Source organism: Teichococcus aestuarii, from assembly GCF_003116135.1.
GTDB classification, from domain to species: Bacteria; Pseudomonadota; Alphaproteobacteria; order Acetobacterales; family Acetobacteraceae; genus Pseudoroseomonas; species Pseudoroseomonas aestuarii.
On record NZ_PDOA01000020.1, the window covers coordinates 56762 to 69227 of the forward strand.

General features: G+C 71.8%; 9 protein-coding genes and 2 pseudogenes. 5 read left to right on the forward strand and 6 right to left on the reverse strand.

What is annotated here, in order from left to right:
- Nucleotides 1-5: 5 nt before the first annotated feature.
- From CR165_RS20285 to CR165_RS20295, 3 genes are all read left to right on the forward strand, one after another.
- The gene (locus CR165_RS20285) at nt 6-683 is read left to right on the forward strand and encodes a 3'-5' exonuclease (RefSeq protein WP_245906623.1); all 678 of its coding nucleotides are present in this window, start codon (nt 6-8) and stop codon (nt 681-683) included.
- A gap of 114 nt (nt 684-797) precedes the next feature.
- Nucleotides 798-3236, forward strand: a complete 2439-nt coding sequence (gene ppsA, locus CR165_RS20290; RefSeq protein ID WP_109518762.1) for a phosphoenolpyruvate synthase — start codon at nt 798-800, stop codon at nt 3234-3236.
- An 83-nt stretch (nt 3237-3319) separates the two neighbouring features.
- Nucleotides 3320-5659, forward strand: a complete 2340-nt coding sequence (locus CR165_RS20295; protein WP_109518763.1) for a heavy metal translocating P-type ATPase — start codon at nt 3320-3322, stop codon at nt 5657-5659.
- Between the two features lie 94 nt (nt 5660-5753).
- Here the strand turns inward: CR165_RS20295 and CR165_RS20300 are convergent, their stop codons facing one another.
- Nucleotides 5754-6737 (reverse strand): zinc-dependent alcohol dehydrogenase family protein, encoded by a 984-nt coding sequence (locus CR165_RS20300; RefSeq protein WP_109518764.1) that lies wholly within the window; start codon nt 6735-6737, stop codon nt 5754-5756.
- Between the two features lie 319 nt (nt 6738-7056).
- Nucleotides 7057-7479, reverse strand: coding sequence for a CBS domain-containing protein (locus CR165_RS20305; RefSeq protein WP_109518765.1), 423 nt, complete (start codon nt 7477-7479; stop codon nt 7057-7059).
- A gap of 148 nt (nt 7480-7627) precedes the next feature.
- On the opposite strand from CR165_RS20305, the gene CR165_RS20310 reads away from it, so the two are divergent.
- Entirely contained in the window at nt 7628-9337 is a 1710-nt protein-coding gene (locus CR165_RS20310; RefSeq protein WP_181378259.1) for an HAD hydrolase family protein, read from the forward strand.
- A 175-nt stretch (nt 9338-9512) separates the two neighbouring features.
- Nucleotides 9513-9983 (forward strand): CBS domain-containing protein, encoded by a 471-nt coding sequence (locus CR165_RS20315; protein ID WP_109518767.1) that lies wholly within the window; start codon nt 9513-9515, stop codon nt 9981-9983.
- Between the two features lie 15 nt (nt 9984-9998).
- On the opposite strand, the gene CR165_RS25160 is transcribed toward CR165_RS20315, so the two are convergent.
- From CR165_RS25160 to CR165_RS20330, 4 genes and pseudogenes are all read right to left on the reverse strand, one after another.
- Entirely contained in the window at nt 9999-10217 is a 219-nt protein-coding gene (locus CR165_RS25160) for a hypothetical protein (protein WP_181378261.1), read from the reverse strand.
- Between the two features lie 52 nt (nt 10218-10269).
- Nucleotides 10270-10392: pseudogene (locus CR165_RS20320) on the reverse strand (transposase); the annotation flags it as partial.
- An 81-nt stretch (nt 10393-10473) separates the two neighbouring features.
- On the reverse strand, nt 10474-12306 hold the full coding sequence (locus CR165_RS20325; protein WP_109518768.1) for an SLC13 family permease: 1833 nt from the start codon (nt 12304-12306) through the stop codon (nt 10474-10476).
- A 52-nt stretch (nt 12307-12358) separates the two neighbouring features.
- Nucleotides 12359-12466 (reverse strand): annotated as a pseudogene (locus CR165_RS20330) (IS5-like element ISRso1 family transposase); the annotation flags it as partial.

The window sequence follows — 12466 nt, forward strand, 5'->3', positions numbered from 1 at the left end:
GGGCCGTGAGCATCCTGCAGGCCGTGCGGCGGCGCTGGTTGCGGGCACGGCTCGCCGACCCGGCCTATGGCTTCCTGTTCGATCCCTGGCCGGAGGAGGAGGTGGTCTCGCTCGACCTGGAGACGACCGGACTGGATATCCGGCGCGACGAGATTGTCGCGCTGGCGGCGATACGGCTCCGCGGCAACCGCATCCTGCTGAGCGAACGGTTCGAGGCCGTGGTGCGGCCGGCGGTGATGCCGCCACCCGCCGCGATCAAGGTGCACAGGCTGCGCCACCAGGACATCAGCACGGGCCCGGGCATGCAGGACCTGCTGCCGGACCTGCTGCGCTTTATCGGCAGCCGGCCGCTCCTCGGCTACTACATCGATTTCGACGCCGGCATGCTCGACCGGTATGTGCGGGACCGGCTCCGCACCAGCCTGCCGAACCGCCGGATCGAGGTCTCCCGTCTCTACCACGACCGCAAATACGGCGGCGCGCCGCCGGGCACGGTGCTGGACCTCCGCTTCGCCACGATCCTCCGGGACCTCGGCATTCCCAACCTCGGATTGCACGACGCGGGGACCGACGCGCTCATGGCCGCGATGATGTACCTCCAGCTGCGCGACCTCCAGCGCCGTGGCGTCCGCCTCCGGCGCGGCCCGCGAAGCGGCATGGGTGAGATCCCGACCGGTGCCTGACCCTGGCGGAGCCGCCCGGCCGTCACGGCCCCGGCCCTGCCCCTCCTGATCGAGGTCAGGGCGGCGCCCTGCGGCCCGGTGCAGGACGGCGCCCATGATTTGGGAGGGCAGGCCATGGCCGGAAGCGGGATGATCCTTTGGTTCGACCAGGTGGGGCTGGGTGATACCGCCAGGGTCGGCGGCAAGAACGCCTCGCTCGGTGAGCTGTACGGGCGGCTGACGCCGGCCGGGCTGCGCGTGCCGAACGGCTTTTGCGTCACCGCCGATGCCTACCGCGCCGCCCTGGATGCGGCCTCTGCCTGGCCCGCGCTGCACCGCGCGCTGGACGGGCTGGATGTCACGGATATCCCCGCCCTGGCCCGCCGCGCCGCCGAGGCGCGCCGCATCGTCTACGAGGCCACCGGCCACGCGCCGCTGCGGGCCGCGATCATCGGCGCCTATCGCCGCCTGCGGCAGGAATCCGGTGCCGAGCCGGCCCTGGCCGTGCGCAGCTCCGCCACGGCGGAGGATCTGCCGGATGCCAGCTTCGCCGGCCAGCACGAGAGCTTCCTGAACATCCGCGGAGAGGAAGCGCTGGTGGAGGCCTGCCGCCGCTGCTGCGCCTCGCTCTTCACCGACCGCGCGGTGGTCTACCGCGCCAACAACGGCTTCGACCATTTCAAGGTCGCGCTCTCCGTCGGCGTGATGCGGATGGTCCGCGCGGATCTCGCCGCCAGTGGCGTGATCTTCACGCTCGACACGGAATCCGGCTTCCGCGACGTGGTCTATGTCACCGGCTCCTACGGGCTTGGCGAGAATGTCGTGCAGGGCAAGGTGGACCCGGACGAGTTCCACGTGCACAAGCCGACCTTCCGCGCCGGCTACAGGTCCGTGCTGCGCCGCGCGCTCGGGCGCAAGCAGACCCGGCTGGTCTATGCCGGGCCCGGCGCGGCGGAGCCGACGATCGACCTGCCGACGCCGGAGGCAGAACGGGACCGCTTCTGCATCAGCGACGAGGAGGTGCTCTCCCTCGCCGAGGCGGCCCTGATCATCGAGGCGCATTACTCGGCCGCCGCCGGCCATCCCGTGCCGATGGACATCGAATGGGCCAAGGACGGCCTGGACGGCCAGCTCTACATCCTGCAGGCGCGGCCGGAGACGGTGGCCTCGCGCCGCGGGGCGCAGGCCGTGGAGAGCTTCAGCCTCACCGGCACGGCCCCGGTCCTGGTGACCGGCAAGGCGGTGGGCGAGCGCATCGCCACGGGCCAGGTGCGCCGGGTGGGCGGCGCGGCGGATCTCGCCGCCTTCCGGCCGGGCGAGGTGCTGGTGGCCGAGGCGACCAGCCCGGACTGGGAGCCGGTGATGAAGACGGCGGCCGCCATCGTCACGGAGCGCGGCGGCCGCACCTGCCATGCGGCGATCGTGGCGCGCGAGCTGGGCGTGCCGGCCGTGGTCGGCGCGGCGGGAGCGCTCGGCGCCCTGGCCGATGGCGCCGAGGTGACGGTGTGCTGCGCCAGGGGCGAGGCCGGCGAGGTGTTGCAGGGTGCCGTGCCCTTCGTGGTGAGCCGCATCGCCGCCGATGTCGCCGTCCTGCCGCGCACGAAGATCATGCTGAACCTGGCCAACCCGGCGCTGGCCTTCCGCTCGGCCATGCTGCCCAGCGCCGGCGTCGGGCTCGCGCGCATGGAGTTCATCGTCAGCGAGCAGATCGGCGTGCACCCGATGGCCTGCGTGCAGCCGGACAGGGTCGCCTCCCTGGCCGAGCGGCAGGCCATCGCGCAGCTGGCGCGGCACCACGCCTCGGCCGAGGCGTTCTTCGTGCAGACCCTGGCCGAGGGCGTCGGCACCATCGCCGCCGCCTTCCACCCCCGGCCGGTGATCCTGCGGCTGTCTGACTTCAAGACCAACGAATACGGCCGGCTCCTCGGCGGCAGCGGCTTCGAGCCGGCGGAGGAGAACCCGATGATGGGCTTCCGCGGAGCCGCCCGCTACGCCCACCCGGCCTATGCGCCGGGCTTCGCCCTGGAGTGCCGCGCCATCCGCCAGGTGCGGGAGCGGATGGGGCTGGCCAATCTGCGGGTCATGGTGCCCTTCTGCCGCCGGCTGGAGGAGGCGGAGCGCGTGCTGGCCGAGATGGCGCGGCACGGGCTGAAGCGCGGCGAGGCGGGGCTGGAAGTGTACATGATGTGCGAGATCCCGAACAACGTGATCCTGATCGACCGCTTCGCGGCGTTGTTCGACGGCTTCTCGATCGGTTCCAACGACCTGACGCAGCTGACGCTCGGCGTGGACCGCGATTCGGCCACCGTGGCCTTCGACTTCGACGAGCGCGACCCGGGGGTGCTGGAGATGCTGCGCCAGGCCGTGAGCGGTGCGCGGCGCAACCACCGCCATGTCGGCATCTGCGGCGAGGCCCCGGCCAACTACCCGGAGATCGCCGCCTATCTCGTCGCGCTGGGCATCGAGGCGATCAGCGTCACGCCCGCCAGCCTGCTGCGGACCATCGCCGTGGTGCGGGAGGCCGAGCAGCGCCAGGAGGCATCTGGCGCGCAGGAGCCCGTGCTGGCAGGCTGACTGATCCGGCGGCGTGGCCTGCCCTGATCCGCGTCAGGGCCGGGGGGGCGCCCGGTTTGCCATGCACGGCCAAGGACAGGGCGATGGGACGGCAGGGACGGCAGCATCTCCGGCTGGGCTGGGCATTGCTGGGCCTGGCTGCCGGAACGGTGCTCTGGATGCGCGGCGCCGGTGTGGCCGCTGGCTGGGTCTGGAGCGCCGCGGCGCTGCCGGTGGCCCTGCATGTGGCGGCCGGCCTCTGGCGCAGCCTGCGCGGCGGCCGGCCGGGCGTGGACGTGATCGCCCTGGCCGCCGTGCTGGCCGCGGTGGCAACGGGGGAGGCGGCCACGGCGGCGGTGATCGCCGTGATGGTGGCGGGTGGCGAGGCGCTGGAGGCCTGGGCCGGCGCACGCGCGGGCTCGGCGCTGGCGGACCTGCTGGCCCGCACGCCACGCCGGGCGCAGCGGCTGGAAGGCGAGCGGCTGGAGGACATCCCCGTCGCCGCCATCCGGCCGGGCGACCTGCTGCTGGTGCGCCCCGGCGACACCGTGCCGGCCGACGGCCTGCTGGCGGATGGCGCCGCGACGCTGGACCTGCGCGCCCTGACCGGCGAATCCCTGCCCGTCGCGCTGGCGCGGGGCGCGGCGGTGCAGAGCGGGGCGGTCAATGCCGGCCCGGCCTTCCGCCTGCGCGCCAGCCACGACGCCGCCGGCAGCACCTATGCCGCCATCATCCGCCTGACCGAGGCCGCGACGGCCAGCCGGGCGCCGCTGACGCGGCTTGCGGACCGCTGGGCCGTGGCCTTCGTCCTGTTGACGGCGCTGGTGGCCGGCGGCGCCTGGCTGGCCACCGGCGACCCGCTGCGCGCCCTGGCGGTGCTGGTGGTGGCCACGCCCTGCCCGCTGATCCTGGCCGCGCCGGTGGCCCTGATGGCCGGCATCGGCCGCGCGGCGCGGCGCGGCATCATCGTCAAGGATGCCGGCGCGCTGGAGCAGCTGGCCGGGGTCCGCACGGTGGTGTTCGACAAGACCGGCACGCTGACGCCGGGCCGCCCGGCCCTGGCGACCGTGGATGCCGAGCCGGCGCTGGGCCGCGCCGGCGCGCTGCGGCTGGCGGCCTCTCTGGCCCAGGGGTCGGCCCACCCGGTTTCCACCGCCCTGCGGGACGCGGCGCTGGAGCAGGGCATGGCGCTGGCGCCGCCGGAGGCGGTGCGGGAGACGCCGGGCGGCGGCCTGCGCGGGGTGGTGGAGGGCAGGACGGTGCTGCTCGGCGGCGAGGCCTATCTGCGCGATGCCGGCCTGGCGCCGGCGCCGGGCTTCGGGTCGGATGCCGCCCTGGCGGGGCTGGGCGGCCTGGTCGCCTGGCTCGGCGTGGATGGCCAGGTGGCGGCCGCCTTCGTGCTGAGCGACACGCCGCGGCCCGAGGCGGCGCGTGCCGTGCGGCAGCTCCGCGCCCTGGGGCTGCGCCGGCTGGTGCTGTTGTCCGGCGACCGGCAGGCGGCGGCGCTGGCGGTCGGGCGGGCGCTGCGGCTGGACGCGGTGCTGGCCGAGCAGTCGCCCGCCAACAAGATCGAGGCCTTGCGGGCGGAGGCCGCCGCGGCACCGACCGCCATGGTGGGCGACGGCGTGAACGATGCCCCCGCCCTCGCCGCGGCCCAGGTCGGCATCGCCATGGGTGCGGCCGGCACCGCCGCGGCGGCCGAGGCGGCGGGCATCGTGCTGCTGGTGGACCGCGTGGACCGTGTCGCGGAGGCCATCGCCATCGCGCGGCGGTCGCGCGGCATCGCGCTGCGGGCCATCGGCCTGGGCATGGGCGCCTCGGTCGCGGCGATGCTGCCGGCCGCTGCGGGGCTGCTGCCGCCGCTGCAGGGCGCGCTGCTGCAGGAAGGGGTCGACGTGCTGGCCATTCTCTTCGCCCTGACGGCGCTGCGGCCGGGGCGGGCGGAGCGCCGGCCGGCGGCGCTGCCCGCCCTGGCCGGGCTGGCGGAGCGCATGGCAGAACACGCCGCCTTGCGTTCCCTGGCCGAGATGATCCGCGCCACGGCGGAGCGGATGCGCGCGGAGCAGGCGGAGCCCGCCACCCTCGCCGCGCTGCTCCGCCAGTTGCAGGAGCAGTTGCTGCCGCACCAGCAGACCGAGGAGCGCATGCTCTACCCGGCCGCGGCGCAGCGCCTGGGCAGCGAGGCGATGACGGCGCTGGTCCGGATGCATGCCGAGATCGAGATCCTGACCGGCCGCATCGCCACGGCGCTGCGGCTGGCGGAGGAGGGGGTTCCCTGGCCGGCGCTGATCCCCTCCCTGCGCCGTACGCTCTTCGCGCTGGAGGCGCTGCTGCAGCTGCACCTGGTGGCCGAGGAGGATGTGCTTGCCGGGCTGGAGGATGACGGGGAGGCGTCGGCGCGCCCGGGCCCTGCCGCCCTGCCCGTGCCGGCCGTGGCGCGCTAGGGCAGACCGCGGCTGGCCTGGCGGGCCTGACAGGGTGGCGATGCCCTGGCCACGCAGCCCGGCGGCCAGGCCCCAGCGCAGGGGCAGAGGCGGGTCATGGCGTGAGCACCAGCGCGCCCTCGACCTCGCCCCGGCGCAGCCGCTCCAGCGCGGCTCCGGCCGCCTCGAGCGGCAGGGTCTCCACGGCCGTCCGGACCGGGATGCGGGGGGCGAGCGCCAGGAACGCCTCGCCGTCGCGCCGCGTCAGGTTGGCGACCGATCGCAGGCAGCGCTCCTGCCACAGGATGCCGTAGGGGAAGGCCGGGATGTCGCTCATGTGGATGCCGGCGCAGACCACCGTGCCCCCGCGGTCCACCGCGCGCAGCGCCGCCGGAACCAGGGCGCCCACCGGCGCGAACAGGATCGCCGCATCCAGCGGCTGCGGCGCAGGCGCGTCGGACGGCCCGGCCCAGGCCGCGCCGAGTTGCCGGGCGAATTGCGCGCTGGCCGCGTCGCCGGGGCGCACGAAGGCGAAGACCTCCCGCCCCTCATGCCGCGCCACCTGCGCCACGATATGCGCCGCCGCACCGAAGCCGTAGATGCCGAGGCGGGCGGCATTCCCCGCCATCCGCAGGGCGCGGTAGCCGATCAGCCCGGCGCAGAGCAGCGGCGCGGCCTCCGCGTCGCCATACCCCTCCGGCAGGGCAAGGCAGAAGGCCTCCTCCGCCAGGCAAAGCTCGGCATATCCGCCATCCCGCTGGTAGCCGGTGAAGCGCGCCTCCGGGCACAGATTCTCCCGCCCGTCGCGGCAGAAGCGGCAGGTGCCGCAGGCGAAGCCCAGCCAGGGAACGCCGACGCGCTGGCCCATGGCGAAGCGCGTGGCGCCCGCACCCCGCGCCACGACGCGGCCGACGATCTCATGCCCCGGCACCACGCCGGGCCTGGGGTTGGCCAGCTCGCCATCCACCAGGTGCAAGTCGGTCCGGCAGACCGCGCAGGCGGCCACGCGCAGCACCACCTGCCCTGGGCCGGGCTGCGGGTCGGGGAGGGCGGCACAGCGCAGCGGCGCCCCTGGCCGTACGAACTGCATCGCGCGCATGGCCGGTCATTCCGTCCGGCGCCTGGCGGCACGCCAGCGGGACGTCTCCGGCGCGGCCGGGCGGCGGTCGCCCGGGTGATCCCCCCGGTGATCCCCCCGGTGATCCCCTCGGTCGCTTCCTGGGCGGGGCACCGCGGGCAGGCGGCCGAGCAGCCGCTCCACGAGGCCGCGGCGCAACGCGTGCAGCCAGTCCTGCTCCCGTGTCGCCATCCGCCGCGCCCATGCTGCTCGCTGCATCGCCTTGCCCTCATCTGCTTGCCGGACCGGTCAAGCAGATCCCCGGGCGCGCCGGAATGATCTGGATCAGGCCGCCGCCCATTCAGCGCAGCACCTCGAAGAACCGGCTCTCCTCGTTGAGGCGGGCATGTTCCATGGCCCGGAAGTCGTAGCGCGACACGATGCCCATCACCCGCCCATCCTGGCAGATCGGCAGGTGGCGGAAGCCGCCGTCATCCAGCAGGCGCAGCGCGTCGATTGCCGTCTGCTCGGGCAGAAGCGTCACCGGGTCAGGGGTCATGACGAGGCGGAGCGGCGTGTTGCGGGCGTCGTAGCCCTCCGCCAGGCAGCGTATGGCGTCGCGGCCGGTGAAGATGCCAGCCAGGCGACTGTCCTCTCCCACCACCAGCACGGCGCCGACGCGGCGGCGATGCATGGCCGCGCAGGCCGCGGCCACGCTGTCGCCGGGGCTCAGGGTCAACGGGTGCTGGTTCCGGATGATCTCGGCCGTTGTACGGTCCTGCATGGCGCCTTCTCCGCGATCGGCGGGTCAGCATCCGCCATGGCGCAGCGCCCGATGCTGATGCAGGTCAGGGCCTGACCGGGCCGGGCGCGTGATGCGCGGGCAGGGCCTGGCGGGCGGATCCACGCCTCCGGGCCGGGAGGCGCGAGCGATGTACTTCCTGGGTCTGGCGGTGGATTTCGACGGCACCATCGCGCATGACGGCGTGGTGCGGCCGGAGACGATGGCCGCTCTGCGGCGGCTGAAGGAAACCGGCCGCCGCATCCTGCTGGTGACGGGGCGGGAGGTGGCGGCGATCCTCCCGCTGCTGCCGGACGCCGCGCTGTTCGACCGCATTGTGGCCGAGAACGGCGCTGTCCTCTACGACCCCCTGGCCCGCACGGAGCGGCTGCTGGCGCCGCCGCCGCCCGCGCAGCTGCTGCGCCTGCTGCGGGAGCGGAAGGTGGAGCCGATCTCGGCCGGCCATTGCATCCTGGCGACGTGGGAGCCGCACCAGGCCACGGTGCTGGAAGCCATCCACGATTGCGGCCTCGAGCTGCAGATCTCCTTCAACAAGGGCGCGGTAATGGTGCTGCCCTCCGGCGTGAACAAGGCCACGGGGCTGAGAGCCGCGCTCGACGAGCTGCAGATATCGATGGTCAACGTCATCGGCGCGGGCGACGCCGAGAACGACCATGCCTTCCTGCGCGCCTGCGGCTGCTCGGCGGCGGTGGGCAATGCCCTGCCGGTGGTGCGCCGCGACGCGGACCTGCCGCTGGCCGGGCTGAATGGCGACGGCATCGTGGAGCTGGTGGCGCGCATCATCGAGGAAGACGTGGCCCTGGCGCCGGATGGGAAGCACGGGCCCTGGCTGGGGCGGGACCGCGCCGGGCGGTCGGTCCACCTGCGCCCCGGCCAGGGCAGCACGCTGGTGGTTGGGCCGTCGGGGGCGGGCAAGTCCGCCTTTGCCACGGCGCTGACCGAGCGGATCGCCGAGCGCCAGCTGGAGTTCTGCGTCATCGACCCGGAGGGCGACTACCTGGAGCTGGAGAATGCCGTGCGGCTCGGCAGCCTGGACGCGCCGCCGCATGCCACCGAGGCGCTGCGGCTGGTGTCCCAGGCCGGCGTCAACGTCGTCGTGAACACCCAGGCCATGACGCTGCAGGAGCGCCAGTCGCTGTTCACCGGCCTGCTGCACCAGACCGCGCATCTGCGTGCCCGCACCGGGCGCCCGCACTGGCTGCTTCTCGACGAGGCGCATGAGCTGCTGCCGGCGGGCCCGCCGCGCGGACCGGCATTGCTGGACCAGGACCTGTCGGCCACCGTGCTGATCACCTACAGGCCCGCCTCGCTCAGCCGGGAGGCGCTGCAGACCGTCCGGCTGGTCCTGGCGCTCGGCCCGGCGCCGGAGGCCATGATCCGCGAGGCCGCCGGCCTGCTGGGCTGCGCGCCGCCCAGCGCCCCTGCCACCGGGGGCTGCGAGGCGCTGTGCTGGCGGCCCGGAGCAGACGCAGCCCCGATCCCGGTGACACTCGAGCCGCCGCACCAGGATCACCGCCGGCATGCCGGCAAGTACGCAGTGGGCGATGTCGGCGACGGCCGCAGCTTCTACTTCCACGACCTCCGGCGGGGGCGCTTCACCAAGGCGAACAACCTGCACGCCTTTCTCGACCTGGCCTGCGGGATCGACGATGATTGCTGGGAGCGGCATCTGCGCGCCGGCGATTTCTCCGCCTGGTTCCTGCACGTCATCAAGGATCGCGGCCTTGCCGAGGAGGCCGCGCAGGTGGAGCAGGACAGGACGCTCGGCGCCGCCGACAGCCGCAGGCTGATCCGCAAGGCGATCTGGCGCCGCTATGCCGCGCCGAGCCAGTGCCCGTGACCGCGGCAGCCCGCGGCGCAGCCTGCCGATGGCGCACGGGAGGGGCGGAGGGGCCGCCTGATCTGCATCAGGGTGGAGCCGGCACGGCCTGCCAATCTCCCGGCAACGGAGAGGCCGGTCACGGGCTGCCAGGCCCGGGACTGCGGCCTCTGCGCCCCTGAGGAGGGGGCAAGCCGTGCCTTTCATCGCGTCCGACATCATGAGCCATCCGCCGATCACCGCGCGCCCGGAGCACTCGGTCGCGGAGGTCGCGGCCCTGCTGGCCGAGCGGCGGATCAGCGCGGTTCCGGTCTGTGCCGCGGACGGCTCGCTGCTCGGCATCATCAGCGAACTGGACATCATCAGGCCCTTCCGGGAAACCGCCCGCCAGCGCAACGAATGGTGGCTGGGACGGCTGGCGGAAGGCGAGGCCCTGTCCCAGGAATTCCTGGATTTCGTCCGGCGCGACAACCGTTCCTCCGCGGACGCCATGCAGAAGCACGTCATCACCGCCGGACGCGATGCGACCCTGCCACAGCTCGCGGAGCTGATGTCCGCCCACAACCTCAAGCGCATCCCGATCGTGGAGCAGGGCAGGGTCGTCGGCATCGTCAGCCGGTCGGACCTCGTCTCGGCCATCGCCCGCAGCCCCGCCATGCTGGTCTGAGGGCGCCGCCGGGCCTCAGCTCATGTGGACGTAGCGGCCGGGCGCGGGCTCCAGCGGGTCCAGGCCCCGTTCCGGCGCGCCCATCGGCGGCGGCGGCACGCGCTCGCCGGAGCCGGCGGCGGTCATCCAGCCGCGCCAGGCATCCCACCACGAGCCTTCGCGCCGGGGCGCGATGTGGTCCCGCATGGTGCCGAGGGCAAAGATCGGCACCGCGATATCGCGCAGCGCGATCACCCGCTCCTCCACCGCGAAGATGCCCTTCAGAGTGAGTTTTAAAAGGCGCTGTCATCCAACGGACCAGCGCCGACAGACCGATTCCGAGGTCCTCGGCGATCTCGCATTGGCTCCGCCCGCTCGTCCGGACTGCCTCGTCCTTAAATGCCTTCGTGAACCGCCTCTGCTGCTTCATGGGGTTCCTCTGGCCTCATCAGGAACCCTCCACTTTTTTGAAGCAAGTCCAGTATTGTTTCGGCTGGCACAGTGCAGGAGCTTATCGCACGGGCAGCAGCAAAGGCACCAGCGCTAAGCTCACCAGCATCACCAGCACGGTGAAGGGCACACCAATGCGTAGGAAATCGCCAAAGCTATAGCGGCCTGGCCCCATGACCAGCATGTTCACCGGCGAAGACACGGGCGTCATGAAGGCGGCCGAGGCGGCCAGGGCAACGATCATGGCGAAGGGATAGGGCGAAAAACCCAGTTCCCGCGCCGCAGCGATAGCGACAGGCGCCATCAACACGGCCGTCGCGGTGTTGGATATGAAAAGGCTGGTCAAGGCCGTCGCCGCGAACAGGCTGGCGAGCAAAGCATAAGATCCTGCGCCCCCCACCAGCCTGATTAGCCCGTCGGCCGCCATAGCGATGCCGCCGGTTTTCTGCAGGGCCAAGGAAAAGGGCAGCATGCCGGCAATCAAGACGATGGTCTGCCAGTGGATGGCGCGGTAGGCATTGTCCAGGTCGATGCAGCGGAAGCCCACCATCATCAGGCAGCCGATCAATGCGGCCTGCACATGTGGCAGCGCGCCTGTGACCATCAGCACAACGACTACACCCAGGCTGAGCAAGGCCTGTGGTGCACGGTCAGAGGCAGGGGGCAGTTCCTCCAGATCCTCCGGCTGGTTGAGTAGCAGGAAGCTCCGCTTTCCGCGTTGGGAGCGGCGCAACTCCTTCCAGGGGCCAACCAGCAGCAGCGTGTCTCCGGCCTGCAGCTTCTCCTCAAGCAATCCCTCGACCGGTGTAATCAAGCCACGGCGCAGCCCTACCACCGTTAATCCGTAAGTGGACCGAAAATCGGCCTCCAGCACTGATCTGCCGCAGAGTGGCGAGTCAGGAGGAATGATGACTTCGGCTATTCCAATGGGACGTGGTCTGCTGACAGGATCAAGATCGCCGAGCGGCAGAGGTTGGAGGGCCAGCCGGGAAGCAAGTGCCTGCAGACGCTCCTCTGGCCCAGCGAAATGCGCGATCAGCGCATCACCTAAGCGCAGTACAGTCTCTCCGCCCGCACTCAGATAGGTTGAGGTAAAGCGCTGTGGGTGCTCAACGGCCATGACATTCAGCCCATGCGTGGCGTGCAGACGCAACACCTCGAGGCTTTGCCCGGCCAGGGGCGAGCCAGGGCCGATACGGAGGCGGTACACGCACCTAGCCAGTCCATAATCTCCGACAAGTTGCGCCAGGGTCAGCCGGCCGTGGGAGACCGCTTCCTCCGGCTCCACATTCTTCAACCAGCGGCGCGCCACAATCATATAGCCGATGCCGAGCAGCAGGATCGGCAAGCCGAATGGCGTGAAGCTGAAGAAGCCGAAGCCAGCATGGCCGTTCCGCAGCAACTCACTGTTCACAACCAGATTGGGTGGTGTTCCGACCAATGTCATCATGCCGCTGATCAAGGCGGCGAAGCTCAGCGGCATCATCATCTGGCGCGGCGGGATGCGCAATCGCAGGGCAATACGCATTACGATCGGGATGAAGATGGCGACCACCCCGGTGGAACTCATCACCGAGCCTAGTGTCGCGACGACCAGCATCAACATGGCAATAAGCCTGCTGCTGCCGCTACCGGCACGAGATGCGAGCCAATCTCCCATGCTGCTGGCGACACCGGTTCGGACCAGTCCCTCGCCGATCACAAAAAGAGCGGCAATCAGCACGACGCTGGCATCGCTGAAACTGGCGAGTGCTTCCTGAACAGTGAGGATGCCCGTCAACGGCAGAGCGACAAGCACGGACAATGCCACTGCATCCATACGCGGGCGGCCCAAAGCAAACATGACAATCACGGCGCTCAGCAGCCCAAGTACGACAGCTAAGTCAAAGGACATAACCGCGCTCCGGCAGATGATGCTATCCCTCTAAGTGCCCGTTTGAGAATGGTCATGGGTGGGCGATGCGCCTGATGAGGAGCGCGCCCATGCCGACGTGGATCATGGCTTCGGAGACGTCGCAGCGGCGCTCGTAGTCGCGAACCAGGCGGCGCCAACG